This window comes from Amycolatopsis albispora, assembly GCF_003312875.1.
Classification (GTDB): Bacteria; Actinomycetota; Actinomycetes; order Mycobacteriales; family Pseudonocardiaceae; genus Amycolatopsis; species Amycolatopsis albispora.
The window spans coordinates 4780379-4798096 of record NZ_CP015163.1 but is presented as its reverse complement, the minus strand read 5'-3'; the positions used below and the strand labels follow the sequence as shown (position 1 = coordinate 4798096).

Sequence of the window (17718 nt, the reverse complement as noted above, 5' to 3'; positions counted from 1 at the left end):
TACACTCATGAACAAGCGCGCCCGATGTGAAGGAGAGCCACGTGGCTGAGATGTCCGTTGAGCTTGTCGCGGTCGAGCGTCGCCTCTGGTCGGGCCAGGCCACGTTCGTGGTCGCCCAGACCACCGAAGGTGAGATCGGCATCATGCCGGGCCACGAGCCGGTGCTCGGTCAGCTGATCGAGGGCGGCGTGGTCAAGGTGAACACCACCGACGGCGAGACCTTCGTGGCCGCGGTGCACGGCGGCTTCCTGTCCGTGACGGCGACCGCGGTGATCATCCTGGCCGAGTCGGCCGAGCTGGCCGAGGAGATCGACGTGGCCGAGGCCAGGTCCGCGCTCCAGGCCGAGGACGAGGCCGAGCGGACCAGGGCGGCGGCCAGGCTGCGGGCGGCCGGGCAGACGGCCTGAGCGAGCGGGCGACGAGCGGGAGCCGGCCATGGACGTCAGTTTGATCGTCTTGTGGCTTCCGCTGGTCCTGCTGCTGGTCGCGGTCTGGTACGCGCTGCGGTGGGTCCGGATGCGGCGCGGGGGTGGCGTGAGCGTCGCCCTGCGCTGGCGGCCGGACGACAGCCGGGAAGGCTGGCACCTGGGGATCGGCCGGTACGAGGGCGAGGAGTTCGTCTGGTACCGGGTGTGGAGCCTGCGGCTGAAGCCGGACCGGGTGTACCGGCGGGAGAACCTGGAGATCGCGGACCGGCGTGATCCGGAGGGGTACGAGTCGTATGCCGTGCCCGCCGGTTCGAAGGTGCTCCGCTGCGATCTGGGCGGCGGGAACCCGATCGAAATCGCGATGGGCCCGGGGGCGCTGACCGGTTTCCTGTCCTGGCTGGAATCCGCCCCGCCGGGCCGCCGAGTCCACTGGGGCTGACTGACTGAACACGAATGTGGCTTTCGGAGCGTTTTCCGCCCCGAAAGCCACATTCGTGTTCACGGGGTCCGGCGGCCGCCGTTCACGACCCGTGCGATACGGCGACCGCGGAATTTGCCCGCAGGGGTGGGCCCGATGTCACGAATGTGGCTTTCGAGACGCCAGACGTCTCGAAAGCCACATTCGTGACACCTCCGAGCCGGATCACGTGGCGCTCGGCCGCTGCCACCCTCGACGGAGCTTCCGGCTCACCGGAACTCGTGCACGACCTCGATCGGGCCGACCAGGTGCGCGTTGAACTCCTCGAGTTCCTCGGCCGGCACCCACAGCTCCAGAATGGTCCGGCCACCGGCCTGCTGCACCGGATAACGCCGCAGGAACTCCGATTCGACCCGGAAGCGCGTGACGTAGCCGACCCCGCTGTGCGGGACGTTCCACTCCCGGGCGATCTTGATCGCGTACTCCTCGTTGAGCACCGGGTAGAAGATCGGTTGCTCGGGGAGACGGGGTGGCCAGGCCCGCCAGCCGGACTGCTGGACGAGTTCCAACTCATCCGGGCCGGTCGGCCGCCACAGCACGGTGGTCGGCGTTGCCTCCTGCTGAACCACCGGGCACCCCTTCGCTCCGTCAAGTGGATCATGCTGACGGCGCCGGAGCCTACTGCGCGGCCAGACCTCGCTGCCAGCCGTTTTCCAGCACTGCCCGGTCAGCCACTGCCTACGGGCGGTCCGCGCCGCCGGGGGTCCAGAGGATGTCGCCGTCCGGATTTGCCAGGCGGGCCAGGATGAACAGCAGGTCCGACAGGCGGTTCAGGTACTTCACCGCCACCTCGTTCGTCCGCTCCGGCTCGGCTTCGACGAGCGCCCAGCCCGAGCGTTCCGCCCGCCGCGCCACCGTGCGCGCCTGGTGCAGGAAAGCCGCGCCCGGGGTGCCGCCGGGCAGGATGAACGACGTCAGCTTCGGCACCCGCTCGTTGAACGAGTCGCACCAGCCTTCCAGTCGTTCCACGTACGCCTCGGTGATGCGCAGCGGCGGGTACGGCGGGTCCTCCACCACCGGCGCGCACAGGTCCGCGCCCACGTCGAACAGATCGTTCTGCACCGCCCGCAGCACGTCGGTGAGCTCGTCCGGCAGGCCGCCGACGGCCATCGCCAGCCCGAGCACCGAGTTCGTCTCGTCGACGTCGGCGTAGGCGCCGAGGCGCGCCGAGGTCTTCGGCACCCGGGAGCCGTCACCGAGCGCGGTCGTGCCGTTGTCGCCGACCTTGGTGTAGACGCGGTTGATCCGTACAGGCATACCGCCGAGGTTAGCCTGCGAGCCGACCCGTTCACCGGTGCTCCTTGCGCGGCAGGCATTATTGGCGCCCATGAGCGAGCACTTCGACGTCCATGGCGGCGCCCGGCTGGTCGGTGAGGTCGACGTGGTGGGGGCGAAGAACAGCGTCCTCAAGCTGATGGCCGCGGCCCTGCTGGCCGAGGGCACCACCACCATCACCAACTGCCCGCAGATCCTCGACGTGCCGCTGATGGCGGACGTGCTGCGCAGCGTCGGCTGCGAGGTGGAACTGGACGGCGGCACGGTGCGCATCACCACCCCCGCCGAGCTGTCGCACCGCGCCGACTCGCCGGCGATGGGCAAGCTGCGTGCCTCGGTCTGCGTGCTCGGCCCGCTGGTCGGCAGGCTCCGCAAGGCCGTGGTGGCGCTGCCCGGCGGTGACGCGATCGGCCAGCGGCCGCTGGACATGCACCAGAACGGCCTGCGCAAGCTGGGTGCCACCAGCACCATCGAGCACGGCTGCGTGGTCGCCGAGGCCGAGGGCCTGCACGGCGCGCAGATCTGGCTGGACTTCCCGAGCGTCGGCGCCACCGAGAACATCCTGATGGCGGCCGTGCTGGCCGAGGGCACCACGGTGATCGACAACGCCGCGCGCGAGCCGGAGCTGGTCGACATCTGCCAGATGCTCACCGAGATGGGCGCCAAGATCGAGGGCGCCGGCACCTCCACGCTCACCGTGCACGGCGTGGACCAGCTGCACCCCACCCGCCACCAGGTGATCGGCGACCGGATCGTGGGCGCCACCTGGGCCTTCGCCGCCGCGATGACGCGCGGTGACCTGACCGTGCGCGGGGTCAACCCGCACCACCTGGAGCTGGTGCTGGACAAGCTGCGCCTGGCCGGTGCCGAGGTGACCACCTTCGACGACAAGGGTTTCCGCGTGGTGCAGGCCGAGCGGCCGACCGCGGTGGACTGGGTGACCCTGCCCTACCCGGGCTTCGCGACCGACCTGCAGCCGTTCGCGGTGGCGTTGTCCGCGGTCTCCGACGGCACCTCGATGATCACCGAGAACGTCTACGAGGCGCGGTTCCGGTTCATCGAGGAGATGGTGCGGCTGTCCGCGGACGCCCGCACCGACGGCCACCACGCGGTGGTCCGCGGCGTCGAGCGGCTTTCCAGCGCACCGGTCTGGGCCTCCGACATCCGCGCCGGCGCCGGGCTGGTGCTGGCCGGGCTGTGCGCCGACGGTGTCACCGAGGTGTGGGACGTCTTCCACATCGACCGCGGCTACCCGCATTTCGTGGAGAATCTGAACCGGCTGGGGGCCCGCATCGAACGTGTCGCGGGGGACCCCGACCGCGCCGTTTGACCCGTCCACGAGGGAACAGGGGAACCCGATGTCGTTCACGATGACCGCCGAGGAACGCGAAGCCTTTCTCGCCGAGGTCCACGTCGGTGTGGTGGCGATCGAGCGCCCGGATCGCGCGCCGCTGGCCGTGCCGATCTGGTACGGCTACCGGCCCGGCGGTGAGGTCCTGCTCTGGACCAGCCCCGATTCGGTCAAGGGCAAGCTGATCAAGGCGGCCGGGCGGTTCGCCATCACCGCGCAGGTGGAGGACTGGCCGTACCGGTACGTGACCGCGGAAGGGCCGGTGGTCGGCTTCGACGAGCCCGCGCCCGCCGACGAGGTCCGCGCGATCGCCATCCGCTACCTGGGCCAGGAAGAGGGCGAGAAGTTCTTCGCGGAGAACTTCCAGGCCGAGGGCTCGGTGCTGATCAGGATGCGCCCGGAGCGCTGGCTCAGCACCGACTACCGCAAGGCGTGACCGCTCAGGCTTCGGCGGCGAGCAGGCCGCCGAAGCCGATCAGCGCGCCGCCGGTGACCGCGTCCAGCGTGCGGCGGACCCGGCGGCGCCGCAGCCACACCCGCACCCGGTGCACGAAGAACAACAACACCAGCAGCCAGAGAAAGCCCAGCACACCCACGGTGTAGGCGAGCAGCAGCGCGTCCAGCGTGGTGGTCACCGCCGGGTCGAGGAACTGCGGCAGCACCGACAGGTAGAGGATCAGCACCTTCGGATTGGTGACGTTGGACAGGAAGCCTTCGCGGAACCGCCGGAAGCCGCGTGCCTTGCTCTGCTCGCCCTCGTCGAGCGCCTGGTAGTCGCCCTTCCACGCGCCACGCAGCGCCTGGAAGCCCAGGTAGCAGAGGTAGGCGACGCCGAGCCACTTGAGCGTGAGGAACAGCGGCTGCGAGTGCGCGATCACCGCGCCGAGGCCGAGCGCCGCCGCGGTGCCCTGCGCCAGGTTGCCGACGAGAATGCCGGTACTGGCGACCAGGCCGCCGCGGAACCCGCCGGCCAGCGAGTTCTTCAGCACCACCATGGTGTCCGGCCCGGGGGCCAGCACCACCGCCACCACCACCGCGAGATAGCTGCCGTACACACTCCAGGTCACGGTGGTTGAGGCTATCGGGTGAACCGCCCGCGACGCCCGCCGATTTCGGTCACAGTGCTCGGCGGGTTATGTTACCGGCGAGTACACTCGCGGAAACGCCCACTGCACTGGTCGGAGGTTCCCGTGCCCTATCCGACGGACCGCGAACGCGATCGGCCATGGGTGATGCGCACCTATGCCGGCCATTCCTCGGCCGCCGCGTCGAACGAGCTGTACCGGCGCAACCTGGCCAAGGGGCAGACCGGCCTGTCCGTGGCCTTCGACCTGCCGACGCAGACCGGCTACGACGCCGACCACAAGCTCGCCAAGGGCGAGGTCGGCAAGGTCGGCGTGCCGGTGGCGCACATCGGCGACATGCGGCGGCTGTTCGACGGCATCCCGCTCGCCGAGGCGAACACCTCGATGACCATCAACGCGCCGGCCATGTGGCTGCTCGCGCTCTACGTCACCGTGGCGAAGGAGCAGGCCGAGGCCGAAGGCCGCGATGTGGACGAGGTGCTGGCGAAGCTCACCGGCACCACGCAGAACGACATCATCAAGGAGTACCTCTCCCGCGGGACCTACATCTTCCCGCCGGGCCCCAGCCTGCGGCTGATCACCGACATGATCGCCTGGACGGTGCACCACGTGCCGCGCTGGAACCCGATCAACATCTGCAGCTACCACCTCCAGGAGGCCGGGGCGACGCCGACGCAGGAGGTCGCCTACGCGTTGTGCACGGCGATCGCGGTGCTCGACGCGGTGCGCGACTCCGGTCAGGTGGAGCCGTCCGACATGGCCAAGGTGGTCGCGCGGATCTCGTTCTTCGTCAACGCCGGCGTGCGGTTCGTCGAGGAGATGTCCAAGATGCGCGCGTTCACCGCGCTCTGGGACGAGATCACCAGGGAGCGCTACGGCGTCGAGGACCCGAAGGCGCGGCGGCTGCGTTACGGCGTGCAGGTCAACTCGCTGGGCCTGACCGAAGCCCAGCCCGAGAACAACGTGCAGCGGATCGTGCTGGAGATGCTGGCCGTGTCGCTCTCGCGTGGTGCGCGGGCGCGCGCGATCCAGTTGCCGGCGTGGAACGAGGCGCTCGGCCTGCCGCGGCCGTGGGACCAGCAGTGGGCGCTGCGCATGCAGCAGGTGCTCGCCTACGAGACGGACCTGCTGGAGTACGAGGACATCTTCGACGGCTCACACGTGATCCAGGCCAAGGTGGACGAGATCGTGGCCGGGGCACGCGAGGAGATCGACCAGGTGCTCGGCATGGGTGGTGCGGTGGCCGCGGTGGAAAGCGGCTACATGAAGTCGCAGCTGGTGGCCTCCTTCGCCGACTACCGGCGCAAGGTGGAGTCCGGCGAACAGGTGCTGGTCGGGGTGAACAAGTTCGACACCACCGAGCCGAGCCCGCTGCAGGCCGAGGGCGCGAAGGCGATCGAGACGATCGACCCGGAGGTCGAGAAGCAGGCCGTCGCCGCGCTGGAGGAATGGCGGACCACGCGGGACAGCGAGGCCGTCGAGCGCTCGCTGGAGCACCTGCGCGCGGTCGCGAAGACCAGCGAGAACCTGTTCGACGCCACGCTCGCCTGCGCGGCGGCCGGGGTGACCACGGGGGAGTGGTCGGGCGCGCTGCGGGAGGTCTTCGGCGAGTACCGCGCGCCGACCGGCGTGACCGCCGCGTCCAGCTCCGGGGAGTCCGGTGAGCAGCTGGAGCGGGTGCGCACGCGGGTCAGGGAGACCGGCGGCGAACTCGGCGAGCGGCTGCGCATCCTGGTCGGCAAGCCCGGCCTGGACGGGCACTCCAACGGCGCCGAGCAGGTCGCCGTGCGCGCGCGCGACGCCGGGTTCGAGGTCATCTACCAGGGCATCCGGCTCACGCCCGAACAGATCGTGGCGGCCGCCGTGCAGGAGGGCGTGCACGTGATCGGGCTGTCCGTGCTCTCCGGCTCGCACCTGGAGGTGGTGCCGGAGGTGGTCGACGGCCTGCGCGCGGCCGGGGCCGGTGACGTGCCGGTGATCGTCGGCGGCATCATCCCGCCCGACGACGCCCAGCTGCTCACCGAGCGTGGCATCGCCAGGGTGTTCACCCCGAAGGACTACGAACTGACCGAGATCATGGACGAGATCGTCACCGTGGTCCGGGAGTCACGCGGGCTCGCCTAGGTTCTGGTGCCACGGCACGCGGACCGTCTCACCGCGGTACTCCGCCTCGCCCACCGCGGGCAGCCCCGGCCGTCCGCCGGGTGCGGTGCCGGGCAGCACCTCGCCGGTCAGCCGCACCGCCGGTGCCTCGCGCAGGGCGGTGACGATCGGGTTCGCCGTCATCGCGTCGGTGCCGGCCGCGACGAACCGCAGGCCGATCTGCTTGCCGTAACCGAGCAGGTCCACCAGCGGCTGCAGCTCGTCGGCTCCCGGCGGCATGGCGTCGTAGTCGTCCACCACGATGAACAGGTCGGGCCCGTGCCAGTCCTGGCCGAGCCGCTTGCGGATCGAGGTGACCGCGTCGGCGACGACGGTGCGCAGCTCGTCGGGGCTGGTCGCGAAGGCGAGTTCGCGCTCCGGTTCGAGAATGCCGCGCAGCCGGTCGCGGAAGTCGGCGACGATGACCACCGCCTCCGCGACGGTGTACTGGGTCCGGATCCCGCGGAGGACGGTCCGCAGCACCGAGGTCTTCCCGGTGCGCGGCCCGCCGAAGACCAGCAGGTGCGGGTCGGCCTTGAAGTCCAGCTCCAGCGGCGCGTAGTACTCCTCCGGCAGCGCGAACGGGATGCCGCCGCCCTCGTGCCGCTCGTTCACCACGTCGTAGGTGACCGTGCCCAGCGGCGGCCACAGCGGCCGCGCGGTTGCCGTGCACCGCCATCAGCTCGCCGAGCTGCGCGAGCATGCCCTCGGGCACCCTGGCCAGCTCGAACCGGAGCGGCGGCTGGGTGAAGTCGCTCTTGAGGTAGCCGTTGCCGGGCAGCGCGGGCAGCGGTTCGACGTCCGGTACGCCGAGGATCTGGCCGTCCGCGGACCGCGTGGCGCCGGGCAGCGCGATCCGGCAGGGCGCGAAGGCGTACAGGCCGCGCATCGCGCCGGTCGGCGTGGTGCGGCCGGTCAGCAGGAGGTGCACGCGCAGCTCGTCGCCGAGTTGCGCGGCCCGCAGCAGCGCGTCGGCGAGCAGGGGTTTCCGGCTGCTCGCCTCACCGATCTCGTCGACCACCACCACGAGTGCCGGTGCCCGGCCGATGTCACCGGAGTCGCGCAGCCGGATGCGGTGGCGGATCTCGTCGTCGAGCAGGTCGGTCAGCTGGTCGGCGTCGCGGGCCACGGTGGCCACGTGCGGCAGCCTGGCCAGCCCGTCGGCGGTCCCGGCGAGCAGGAAGTTGAGGCATTCGGGGGAGTTGCGCACGGCCAGGCCGGTGACCACGGTCCGCACCAGCTCGGACTTCCCGCTGCCCGGCATGCCGACGCAGACGCAGTGCGCGGCGAGGTCGAGTTCGACCGGTTCTCCGGTCTCCCCGTGCCCGAGCGGGGTGCGGAGGTCGAGTCCGGTGCTCCACGCGGTCTTGAGGGTCTGCGGGTCTTCGACCCCGAGTAGATCGAGCAGCACGTGCTCAGCCTGCCACAACGCGCGGTGGTTGAGGGTGTGCGCGGTGACGCATACGGTCGTGGTCATGGGCGAGTACCAGCACCTTCTGACCAAGCGGGACGGCGAGACCGTCACCATCACGATGAACCGGGCGTCGCGGCGGAATTCGCTGTCCGCCGAGCACCTCGCCGAACTGCTCGCGGCGTTCCGCGAAGCCGGTGAGTCCGACGCGACCGGGATCGTGCTGGCCGGCGCCGGTCCGGTGTTCTCGGCCGGGCACGACTTCGGTGACGTCGCCGCACGTGACCTGCCGGGGGTGCGGGAGCTGCTGCGGTTGTGCACCGAGCTGATGCGCACGATCCAGTCGGTGCCGCAGGTGGTCGTCGCGCGGGTGCACGGCCTGGCCACGGCGGCGGGCTGCCAGCTGGTCGCTTCGTGCGACCTGGCGATCGCCGCGGAGTCCGCCGGGTTCGCGTTGCCCGGTGGCAAGGGCGGCTGGTTCTGCCACACCCCGGCGGTGCCGGTGGCCAGGGTGATCGGGCGCAAGCGGCTGATGGAGCTGGCGCTGACCGGCGACGTGGTGGACGCGGCGACCGCGCTGGAGTGGGGACTGGTCAACCGCGTGGTGCCGGACGCCGAGCTGGACGACGCGGTGGCGGAGCTGCTGGCCAGGGCGACCAGGGGCAGCCGGGCGAGCAAGGCGCTGGGGAAGCAGACGCTGTACGCGCAGCTCGACCGCCCGGAGGCCGACGCCTACACGATCGCGCTGGAGGTGATGGCGGCCGCGTCGCAGCTGCCGGGGGCGAAGGAGGGCATGGCGGCGTTCCTGGAGAAGCGCCAGCCGGTCTGGCCCGACTAGGTTTCCCGGAATTGTCGGGGTGCGTTCGTAGGCTGCCCGGCATGACTCAGCCGGTCCGTGATCCACGTCCGCTCTTCGCCCGCTCGCTGGACCAGACCGGGCGGCTGATCGCGGCCGTGCGTCCCGGGCAGTTGGACCACCGCACGCCCTGCGCCGACTACGACGTCCGCGCACTGCTCGGGCATGTGGTTTCGGTGCTGCACAAGCTCGTCCGCGCCGGCGTCGGAACCGACGCACGCGAGGTGCCGGACGTGCTCGACGGCATCGACGACTGGAACGGTGCCTTCGCCGAGGCCCGTGCCGAGGTCGAGCGGATCTGGGCCAACGACGAGCTGCTCGACCGTTCGGTCACCCTGCCGTGGGCGACCCTGCCCGGCCGGGTGGCGTTGGACGCCTACACGCACGAGTTCACCGCCCATTGCTGGGACCTGGCGGCCGCCATCGACCAGCTCGCCGGTCTCGATGCCGACTTGGCGGTACAAGCCCTCGACGCGTTCCAGAAGTTCGCGCCACCGGAGGAGCGCGACGGGCGGGGCCCGTTCGGACCGGTCGTCCCCACGTCGGACACGGCCGACGCGTACACGCGGCTCGCCGCCTATCTGGGCCGCCGAGTCCCCTTCGCCGCTGGCCCCGGGACGCGCGCCCACCCCCAGTGAGCGCGCGCCCCGGTTGCCTAGCTCAGGAAGCTGTCGCCGGCCCAGGTGGTGCCCAGCGGGTTCTGCCCCGAGTACCAGGTCTCCCCGCCGACCTCGGTGGTGGTGTTGTGGAACGCCACCAGCTGCCCGTTCGAAGCCAGCCGCCCGAGCAGGTCGGGCTTGTCGTCGAGGTTGACGTCCTTGATCTCGAAGGCGTTCGCCAGGTCCCAGCCGCCGCTGAGGACCTGCGTCAACGGCGCGGCGGCCGCCACGCCCGGCGTCGCCGCGTTGGTGGCCGCGCGCTTGGGCGCGAGGCCCGCCGACTTCGCGGCCGGTGCGGGCTGGCCGTAGTAGGCGACCAGCTCGGTGCCCTGGCGGACCACCCAGTCACTGAGCCCGTCGAAGTTCACGTCGGCGATGTCGAGCTGGTCGATCACGCCCCAGCCGCTGCCCATCTCGAACGCCGGGCTGACCACGATCTTCCCGTTCTCGATGCCGGTGAGCCAGACGAACATCTTGCCGGTGGCGGTCTCCCGCGCGGTGACGTCGACCAGGCCGTTGCCGTCCTCGTCGTAGAGCACCTTGAGGTCGAAGAAGTTCCAGCCCCAGCCGCCGTACTGCTCGGTGCCGTTCAGCGTGCCGAAGGGACTGGCCGCGCTGTAGGCACCGGAGTGCTTGTGCGCGGTGATGATGCCGTTGACCTCGGCGAGCACGTCGGGTTTCGCGTCGCCGGTGACGTCACCGGCGGAGAGCCAGTGCGCGTTGTTCCAGCCGTTGTTGATCGCCACCGGGAGGCCGTACCCCGTCGCGCCGTTGTGCGGTGAGACGGCCAGCTGCCCATTGCCCTTGCGGGAGAGCAGATCCTCCTTGGCGTCGAGGGTGAAATCCCGGTCGCGGCCGGAGAACGGCCCGTCCGGTGCGGCCGAAGCGGCCGGCGCGAGCGCCAGCGCGGTCAGCGCCGCGGCCGCCATTCCGAGCACAGAATTGCGCAAAGACATAACCGTCCCTTGGTCGGATAGCACGGATTCGAATTCCCGAGAACAACGGCGGCGTATTCCCCGAATTTGCGCCGCCGCCCCCTGTTCAAGGTCCAACCTACCGGAACTTCACGTTGCTGGGAACGGATTTTCGGCCGCTTGACTTTTATTGTCTTTCAGTGTCCGCGCAATTGGAGCAGGCCGTATGCGGCAATTGTCGGAGTGTCGGTTATTTCCCCACCGAGCACCATTTGCTCGAACTTCTCGCGGGTGAACCATTCGGTGCGCATGTCCTGTTCTTCGTGCTCGCGCTGCGGTGGTCCTTCCCGCAGTTCGGTGGCGAGGTAGATCCGGCCGCGCTGGCTGGTCAGGCCCGGCGCCAGCGACAGCCTGCCGAGTTCGGTCATCGAACCGGCTTCGAGCCCGGTTTCCTCGCGCAGTTCGCGCACGGCCAGTTCGGCGGGGTCGAGTTCGGCGCGGTCCGGCGCGGTGCCCTGCACGAATTCCCAGCTGCGTTCCCCGAGCGGGTAGCGGAACTGCTCGACCAGGTGCAGCCGGTCCCCGTCGAGCGGGATGACCAGCGCGAACTCGGGCTTGTCCACCACGCCGTAGATCCCGGTGCTGCCGTCGGGGCGGCGGATGCCGTCTTCGCGCACGGTGAGCCAGTTGTTGCGGTACACCTCGCGGGAGCTGATGCGTTCGATCACCCACCCAGTATCGGGGTGTCTGCTCGCCGTCGCGCAGCGTTGCCCTACCCTCGCCGGGTGCGTCTCGTCATCGCTCGCTGCCAGGTCGACTACGCCGGCCGCCTCACCGCCCACCTGCCGATGGCCACCCGGCTGCTGCTGATCAAGGCCGACGGTTCGGTCTCGGTCCACTCGGACGACCGGGCCTACAAGCCGCTGAACTGGATGAGCCCGCCGTGCTGGCTGATCGAGGACCGCGACATCTGGACCGTGCAGAACAAAGCGGGGGAGAAGCTGGTGATCAGCCTCGCCGAGGTGCTGCACGACTCCGCGCACGAACTGGGCGCCGAGCCCGGTCTGGTCAAGGACGGCGTGGAGGCGCACCTGCAGGAGCTGCTCGCCGAGCACATCAGCGAGCTGGGCGAGGGCTACTCGCTGGTCCGCCGGGAGTTCCCGACCGCGATCGGCCCGGTCGACATCATGGCCCGCGACGCCGAGGGCAAGTCGGTGGCGGTGGAGATCAAGCGGCGCGGTGAGATCGACGGGGTCGAGCAGCTGACGCGCTACCTCGAACTGCTCAACCGGGACCCGCTGCTGGCGCCGGTGCGCGGGGTGTTCGCCGCGCAGCAGATCAAGCCGCAGGCCCGCACGCTCGCCGAGGACCGCGGCATCCGCTGCCTGACCCTGGACTACGACAAGCTGCGCGGCACCGAGTCGGACGAGTTCCGCCTCTTCTGACCGACCCCGCCACCCCGCCGGGCGCGATCGCCGCTCGCCGGAGCCCCGTCATTCCGCGCTGACCAGCGGAACACGCTCCGGAGTCGTACGCTCACCCGCGACTCCGGTCTCCGGGCTGCCTTCATGAAGAGGCAACGCTTCTTCAAACCTGCCCTGTACCGGTTCAGCCAGATGCAGTAAGGTCCGCCCGTTGGTGGGTCTTGTTGGATAATGTTTGAACTTGGAGGTGGCCGGTGGGTGTGCTCGCTGAGGCGAACCTGCGGCTAGACGCGAACGCGGTGGACTACGTCCTGCTCGCGTTCTACTTCGTTCTGGTACTGGGCATCGGCTACCTCGCCCGCAGGCAGGTGTCGACCAGTCTCGACTTCTTCCTGTCCGGCCGGTCGCTGCCCGCCTGGGTGACCGGTCTCGCCTTCATCTCGGCGAACCTCGGCGCGATCGAGGTCATGGGGATGTCGGCGAACGGCGCGCAGTACGGCATGCCGACCGCGCACTACTTCTGGATCGGCGCGGTCCCCGCGATGCTCTTCCTCGGCATCGTGATGATGCCGTTCTACTACGGCTCCAAGGTGCGCAGCGTGCCGGAGTTCATGCTCCGGCGGTTCGGCAAACCGGCCCACCTGGTCAACGGCATCAGCTTCGCGGTGGCGCAGATCCTGATCGCCGGGGCCAACCTGTTCCTGCTGGCCACCGTGGTGAACCTGCTGCTCGGCTGGCCGATCTGGGTGTCGGTGATCCTGGCCGCGGTGATCGTGCTCGCCTACACCGCGCTCGGCGGCCTGTCCGCCGCCATCTACAACGAGGTGCTGCAGTTCTTCGTGATCGTCGCCGCGCTGGTGCCGCTCACCTTCGTCGGCCTGTACAAGGTCGGCGGCTGGCAGGGCCTGGTCGACAAGGTGACCGCCAGCCCCGGCGGCGCCGAGCAGCTGAACTCGTGGCCCGGCAACGAGCTGACCGGGTTCAGCAACAGCTTCCTCTCCGTGGTCGGCCTGGTCTTCGGTCTCGGTTTTGTGCTCTCGTTCGGGTACTGGACGACCAACTTCGTCGAGGTCCAGCGCGCGATGGCGTCGAAGAGCATGTCGGCCGCGCGCCGCACGCCGATCATCGGAGCCTTCCCGAAGCTGCTGATCCCGTTCATCGTGATCGTGCCCGGCATGATCGCCGCGGTCACCGTCACCGAGCTGGTGCAGTTCAAGGGCGGCGCCAACGTAGAAGGCGTGGACTACAACTACGCGCTGCTGCTGCTGATGCGGGACCTGCTGCCGAACGGCATGCTCGGCATCGCGATCGCCGGCCTGCTGGCCTCGTTCATGGCGGGCATGGCGGCGAACCTCAGCTCGTTCAACACGGTCTTCACCTACGACATCTGGCAGTCGTACGTGAAGAAGGACAAGCCGGACGCCTACTACCTCAGCTTCGGCCGCCTGGTCACCGCCGCCGGCACCATCCTGGCCATCGGCACCGCGTTCATCGCTTCGAGCTACTCGAACCTGATGGACTACCTGCAGCAGCTGTTCTCGTTCTTCAACGCGCCGCTGTTCGCCACGTTCATCCTGGGCATGTTCTGGAAGCGGATGACCGCGACCGCGGGCTGGACCGGCCTGGTCTCGGGCACGCTCGCCGCGGTCGGCGTGTTCATCCTCGCCGAGACCGGCGTGTGGGACCTGCCCGGCCAGGGCGCCAGCTTCATCGGCGCCGGCGCGGCATTCGTGGTCGACGTGGCGGTCAGCGTGGCGGTCACCTACGCCACCCAGCCCAAGCCGGAGGCGCAGCTGGTCGGCTTGGTGTACTCGCTGACGCCGAAGGACTCGCTGAAGCACTCGGACACCGGCGAGGACAGTGGCTGGTACCGCAAGCCGGGCCTGCTGGCCGGCATCGTGCTGGCGATCACCATCCTGCTGAACATCATCTTCTAGGAGGGCCGGGACATGAGCACGGAATCCACCCCGCGCCGGGCCGGCGGCTTCGACATCCGGCTGATCATCGCCCTGCTGATGGGGGTGTACGGCCTGGTGCTGCTGGTGATGGGCATCGGGTTCACCACCGAAGAGGAGCTGAACCGGGCCGACGGGCTGAACATCAACCTGTGGGCAGGCATCGGCATGCTGATCTTCACCGCGGTCTTCGTGCTGTGGGCGAAGCTGCGGCCGCTGGCGGTGCCGCCACCGGCGGACGAATGAGCGAATGACGGGTTGTGCACGCGTGGCGGCCCCCGGGCCGCTACCGTGCAACCCGTGTCTTCAGCTGTGCGTTTCCGGACCGTGGTGGCCGCGGTAGCCGGTGTGCTCCTGCTCGGTTCGGTCGCCGGATGCGGTGCCGACCTGGCCCGGTCGAACTTCCAGCGCACCACGGTGCCGCCGGAGCCGGGCGCCTCGGGCGGCACCGGCCCGGCCCCGGACGGGGAGATCAAGGACCCGGCGGTGGCGGCCAAGGCGCTGCGGATGATCGAGCCCTGCGCGTTGCTCTCGGCCGAGACCTTCAGCGGGATCGGCACCCCCGGCGAACCGCGGCCGAGCGGCTGGGACCGCTGCACCGCCGACGTCACCGACGCCGGGCAGAAGAAGCTCAAGATCTCGCTGGAGATCGGCGGCATCATCATCGGCAGGATCGAGGACGCGAAAACCGCCGTCGAGGGCCTGCCGCAGCTGGAGAAGAAGGACGGCGAAAGCTGCACCGTCACCGCGGTGACCTCGAAGGAGCCGAAGTCGGGCATCGTGCTGCAGGCCGACTACCCCGGCGGTGACCCGTGCGGTGCCGGGCGCACCGCGATGCAGCGCCTGGTCAAGGCGCTGCACAGCAACCCGAAGAAGCACCCGGACCCGCCGGGCACGGTGATCGGCGTCGACGCGTGCACCAGCGTGGACACCGCGGTGGTCGCCGAGGTGCTCGGCGGCAAGCTGGACGACCCGTCGCCGATGGGCCTGCACGGCTGCGCCCTGCGCTCCCGCACCCCGCAGGTGATGATCAACTTCCGGCCCACCTCCGCGCCGCCGGAAGAGGACGGCTCGACGCCGGTGGACCTCGGTGGCGGGGTGCGGGGCTTCGCCAAGACCAGGGTGGACGACGAGCCGGAGTGCACGGTGACCTGGCGGCACCGGGTGATCGGCACCGACGAGTACGGCATGGAGACCGGCGAGCAGGTCGAAGTGGACTACAACGGCGCCGACGGCACCGCGGCGTCCGACGGCTCCTGCGACAAGGCGGTCAAGGTGGCCAAGACGGTGGCCGCCAAGCTGCCGAAACCCTGACGCGCGCGTCTTCCTTGGCGCCGGGTGGCCCGGGGCGGTAGGAAGGGTCCCGCAGCGGTTGTCCAATGCGGGAGGCTTCGATGAAGAAGATCATCAACGACCCGGCCGACGTGGTCGTCGAATCGCTCAGAGGCCTGGCCGCCGCGCACGCCGGGGTGCTCCGGGTGGTCGAGGACCCGGCACTGGTGGTCCGGGCGGACGCGCCGGTGGACGGCAAGGTGTCGGTGATCTCCGGCGGCGGGTCCGGGCACGAGCCGCTGCACGGCGGGTTCGTCGGGCCCGGCATGCTCGACGCCGCGGTGCCGGGCGCGGTGTTCACCTCGCCGACGCCGGACGCGGTGCAGGCCGCCGTCGAGGCCACCACCTCCGCGGCGGGCGCGCTGCTGATCGTGAAGAACTACACCGGGGACGTGCTCAACTTCGAGACCGCCGCGGAACTGGCCGCCGCCGAGGGCGCGGACGTGCGCAGCGTGGTGATCGACGACGACGTGGCCGTGGCCGACTCCACCTTCACCGCGGGCCGCCGCGGTGTCGGCGGCACCGTGCTGCTGGAGAAGATCGCCGGGGCCGCCGCCGAGCGCCGGTACTCGCTCGACGCCGTGGAGGCCGTCGCCCGCCGGGTGATCGGCCAGGTGCGCTCGATCGGCGTCGCGCTCACCCCGCCGACCGTGCCGCACGCCGGTGAGCCGAGCTTCACCCTGGCCGACGACGAGATCGAGTTCGGCATCGGCATCCACGGGGAACCCGGCCGCGAGCGGATCCCGGCCGAGCCCGCCGACCAGCTGGTGGCCCGCATGCTCGCCGCGATCACCGAGGACCTGCCGTTCGAGCGCGGCGACCGGGTGCTGCTGTTCACCAACTCGATGGGCGGCACGCCGCAGGTCGAGCTGTACCTGGCACACGGCATCGCCGAACGCCTGCTCGCCGAGCAGGGCATCACCGTGGCACGACGACTGGTCGGGCCGTACATCACCAGCCTGGAAATGCAGGGGATCAGCTTGACGCTGCTGAAACTGGACGACGAACTGGTCGAGCTGTGGGACGCGTGGGTCAACACGCCGGCGCTGCGGTGGGGGGTCTGAGATGGCCTGCGACGCGAACGGGACCGGCCGGGCGATCCGCGCGGCGGCCGCGGTGGTGGCCGAGCACCGGGCCGAGCTGGTCGAGCTCGATCGGGCGATCGGTGACGCCGACCACGGTGAGAACCTCAACCGCGGCTTCACCGCCGTGCTGTCCGCTTTGGACGCCGGCCCGCCGGAAACCCCGGCGGCGGTGCTGAAGACGGTGGCCACCACGCTGATCTCGAAGGTGGGCGGCGCGGCCGGGCCGCTGTACGGCACGGCCTTCCTGCGTGCCTCCGGCGCGCTGGGCAGCGCGTCCGAAGTGGACATCGACGGGCTGGTCGCCGCGTTGCGCGCCGGGCTGGAGGGCGTCAAGGCCCGCGGCAAGGCGGAGGTCGGCGACGCGACCATGATCGACGCGCTGGCGCCCGCGGTGGAAGCCGCCGAGGCGGCCGCGAAGCAGGAAGGGGCCGACATCGCCGCCGTGCTGACCGCCGCCGCGGACGCCGCGGACCGGGGTTACGAGTCCACAGTGGACCTGGTGCCGCGCAAGGGCAGGGCCTCCTACCTGGGCGAGCGGGCGGTGGGCCACGCCGATCCGGGCGCGCGCTCGACAGCGTTGCTGCTGCGTGCGTTCGCGGAGGCGGCCCGATGAGCCGCGTGGGGCTGGTCCTCGTTTCGCACAGCGCCAAGCTCGCCGAAGGCGTGGCCGAACTGGCCGCCGAGATGGCGCCCGAGGTGACCGTGATCCCGGCGGGCGGGCTGGCCGAAGGCGGGCTCGGCACCGACTACGACGCGGTGGTCGCCGCGGTGCAGCGGGCCGATTCGGGCAGCGGCGTGGTGCTGCTCTACGACCTCGGCAGCGCGCAGATGACCGCCGAACTGGCCACCGAATCGCTGGCCGATCCGAACGCCGCGGTGGTGGCCGACGCGCCACTGGTCGAGGGCGCGATCGCGGCCGCGGTGGCGGCGCAGGGCGGTGGTGACAAGACGGCGGTGGTCTACGCCGCCGCGTCGGCCGGGTCGGCGCCGGACCTGGCGGAGGCCGGCCGGACCCCGGCGGAGGAGACCGCGGAGCTGACCCTGCGTAACGACGTCGGCCTGCACGCCCGCCCGGCGGCGCTGCTCGCGCGGACGCTGGCGGACGTGGACGCCGAGGTGCGGGTGCGGCTCGGTGATGCGGAGGTCGACGCGCGGAGCGTGCTGGGCCTGATGTCGCTGGGCGCGCGCCAGGGCGACACCATCCACCTGGACGCCAGGGGCGCCCAGGCCGCCGAAGCCATTCGCCGGGCCACGGAACTGGTGGCGGGCAACTTCGGCGAATAAGTGTGGCCGAACCGGTGTAATTGCCGTCTCCCAACGGGT

General features: G+C 70.5%; 20 protein-coding genes and 1 pseudogene. 14 read left to right on the top strand and 7 right to left on the bottom strand.

Features of this window, described 5'->3' with window-relative positions:
* Window positions 1–50: 50 nt before the first annotated feature.
* Window positions 51–407, top strand: coding sequence for a F0F1 ATP synthase subunit epsilon (locus tag A4R43_RS22560; RefSeq protein ID WP_205215522.1), 357 nt, complete (start codon window positions 51–53; stop codon window positions 405–407).
* Window positions 408–435: 28 nt separating this feature from the next.
* Complete coding sequence (locus tag A4R43_RS22555) at window positions 436–867, top strand: DUF2550 domain-containing protein (RefSeq protein WP_113694153.1); 432 nt, start codon at window positions 436–438, stop codon at window positions 865–867.
* Window positions 868–1115: 248 nt separating this feature from the next.
* Here the strand turns inward: A4R43_RS22555 and A4R43_RS22550 are convergent, their stop codons facing one another.
* Entirely contained in the window at window positions 1116–1475 is a 360-nt protein-coding gene (locus A4R43_RS22550; RefSeq protein ID WP_113694152.1) for a hypothetical protein, read from the bottom strand.
* Between the two features lie 109 nt (window positions 1476–1584).
* Window positions 1585–2163 (bottom strand): cob(I)yrinic acid a,c-diamide adenosyltransferase, encoded by a 579-nt coding sequence (locus tag A4R43_RS22545; protein ID WP_113694151.1) that lies wholly within the window; start codon window positions 2161–2163, stop codon window positions 1585–1587.
* A 70-nt stretch (window positions 2164–2233) separates the two neighbouring features.
* Between A4R43_RS22545 and murA the strand changes: the two genes are divergently transcribed.
* Together murA and A4R43_RS22535 are read left to right on the top strand one after the other, a co-directional pair.
* Entirely contained in the window at window positions 2234–3511 is a 1278-nt protein-coding gene (murA, locus tag A4R43_RS22540) for a UDP-N-acetylglucosamine 1-carboxyvinyltransferase (RefSeq protein WP_113694150.1), read from the top strand.
* 28 nt (window positions 3512–3539) lie between these two features.
* A complete protein-coding gene (locus A4R43_RS22535; RefSeq protein ID WP_236808193.1) occupies window positions 3540–3968 on the top strand; it encodes a pyridoxamine 5'-phosphate oxidase family protein in 429 nt (142 codons plus the stop codon).
* A 4-nt stretch (window positions 3969–3972) separates the two neighbouring features.
* Here the strand turns inward: A4R43_RS22535 and A4R43_RS22530 are convergent, their stop codons facing one another.
* Window positions 3973–4599, bottom strand: coding sequence for a LysE family translocator (locus tag A4R43_RS22530; RefSeq protein ID WP_113694149.1), 627 nt, complete (start codon window positions 4597–4599; stop codon window positions 3973–3975).
* Between the two features lie 165 nt (window positions 4600–4764).
* Between A4R43_RS22530 and A4R43_RS22525 the strand changes: the two genes are divergently transcribed.
* Window positions 4765–6741 carry a protein meaA gene (locus A4R43_RS22525; RefSeq protein WP_236809258.1) on the top strand — a complete coding sequence of 659 codons (1977 nt, stop codon included), beginning with the start codon at window positions 4765–4767 and terminating at the stop codon, window positions 6739–6741.
* On the opposite strand, the gene A4R43_RS44100 is transcribed toward A4R43_RS22525, so the two are convergent.
* Window positions 6724–7374 carry a hypothetical protein gene (locus tag A4R43_RS44100; RefSeq protein ID WP_236808192.1) on the bottom strand — a complete coding sequence of 217 codons (651 nt, stop codon included), beginning with the start codon at window positions 7372–7374 and terminating at the stop codon, window positions 6724–6726. The two genes, A4R43_RS22525 and A4R43_RS44100, sit on opposite strands and share 18 nt — an antisense overlap.
* A gap of 538 nt (window positions 7375–7912) precedes the next feature.
* Window positions 7913–8236 (bottom strand): annotated as a pseudogene (locus A4R43_RS44785) (FtsK/SpoIIIE domain-containing protein); the annotation flags it as partial.
* Here A4R43_RS44785 and A4R43_RS22515 point away from each other — a divergent pair.
* Together A4R43_RS22515 and A4R43_RS22510 are read left to right on the top strand one after the other, a co-directional pair.
* Window positions 8235–9008, top strand: a complete 774-nt coding sequence (locus A4R43_RS22515; RefSeq protein WP_113694147.1) for an enoyl-CoA hydratase-related protein — start codon at window positions 8235–8237, stop codon at window positions 9006–9008. The pseudogene A4R43_RS44785 and the gene A4R43_RS22515 sit on opposite strands and share 2 nt — an antisense overlap.
* A 41-nt stretch (window positions 9009–9049) precedes the next feature.
* Window positions 9050–9664, top strand: a complete 615-nt coding sequence (locus A4R43_RS22510; protein ID WP_113694146.1) for a TIGR03086 family metal-binding protein — start codon at window positions 9050–9052, stop codon at window positions 9662–9664.
* A gap of 17 nt (window positions 9665–9681) precedes the next feature.
* Here A4R43_RS22510 and A4R43_RS22505 read toward each other — a convergent pair whose 3' ends face one another.
* Window positions 9682–10635: a hypothetical protein gene (locus A4R43_RS22505; protein ID WP_162788556.1), complete on the bottom strand. Its 954-nt coding sequence runs from the start codon at window positions 10633–10635 to the stop codon at window positions 9682–9684.
* A 161-nt stretch (window positions 10636–10796) separates the two neighbouring features.
* Complete coding sequence (locus A4R43_RS22500; protein ID WP_113697804.1) at window positions 10797–11324, bottom strand: NUDIX domain-containing protein; 528 nt, start codon at window positions 11322–11324, stop codon at window positions 10797–10799.
* A 60-nt stretch (window positions 11325–11384) separates the two neighbouring features.
* Between A4R43_RS22500 and nucS the strand changes: the two genes are divergently transcribed.
* The 7 genes from nucS to dhaM all read left to right on the top strand — a co-directional run bounded on the left by nucS (window position 11385) and on the right by dhaM (window position 17679).
* Window positions 11385–12044, top strand: a complete 660-nt coding sequence (nucS, locus tag A4R43_RS22495; RefSeq protein WP_113694144.1) for an endonuclease NucS — start codon at window positions 11385–11387, stop codon at window positions 12042–12044.
* A gap of 233 nt (window positions 12045–12277) precedes the next feature.
* Complete coding sequence (locus A4R43_RS22490; RefSeq protein ID WP_113694143.1) at window positions 12278–13960, top strand: sodium:solute symporter family protein; 1683 nt, start codon at window positions 12278–12280, stop codon at window positions 13958–13960.
* 12 nt (window positions 13961–13972) lie between these two features.
* On the top strand, window positions 13973–14224 hold the full coding sequence (locus A4R43_RS22485; RefSeq protein ID WP_113694142.1) for a hypothetical protein: 252 nt from the start codon (window positions 13973–13975) through the stop codon (window positions 14222–14224).
* A 54-nt stretch (window positions 14225–14278) separates the two neighbouring features.
* A complete protein-coding gene (locus A4R43_RS22480; protein WP_162788555.1) occupies window positions 14279–15292 on the top strand; it encodes a DUF3558 domain-containing protein in 1014 nt (337 codons plus the stop codon).
* Window positions 15293–15372: 80 nt separating this feature from the next.
* Window positions 15373–16374, top strand: a complete 1002-nt coding sequence (gene dhaK / locus A4R43_RS22475; RefSeq protein ID WP_113697803.1) for a dihydroxyacetone kinase subunit DhaK — start codon at window positions 15373–15375, stop codon at window positions 16372–16374.
* 1 nt (window position 16375) lies between these two features.
* Complete coding sequence (gene dhaL, locus A4R43_RS22470; protein ID WP_113694140.1) at window positions 16376–17008, top strand: dihydroxyacetone kinase subunit DhaL; 633 nt, start codon at window positions 16376–16378, stop codon at window positions 17006–17008.
* Window positions 17005–17679 carry a dihydroxyacetone kinase phosphoryl donor subunit DhaM gene (dhaM, locus tag A4R43_RS22465; RefSeq protein ID WP_113694139.1) on the top strand — a complete coding sequence of 225 codons (675 nt, stop codon included), beginning with the start codon at window positions 17005–17007 and terminating at the stop codon, window positions 17677–17679. Before dhaL ends, dhaM begins: the two co-directional genes overlap by 4 nt.
* Window positions 17680–17718 lie beyond the last annotated feature (39 nt).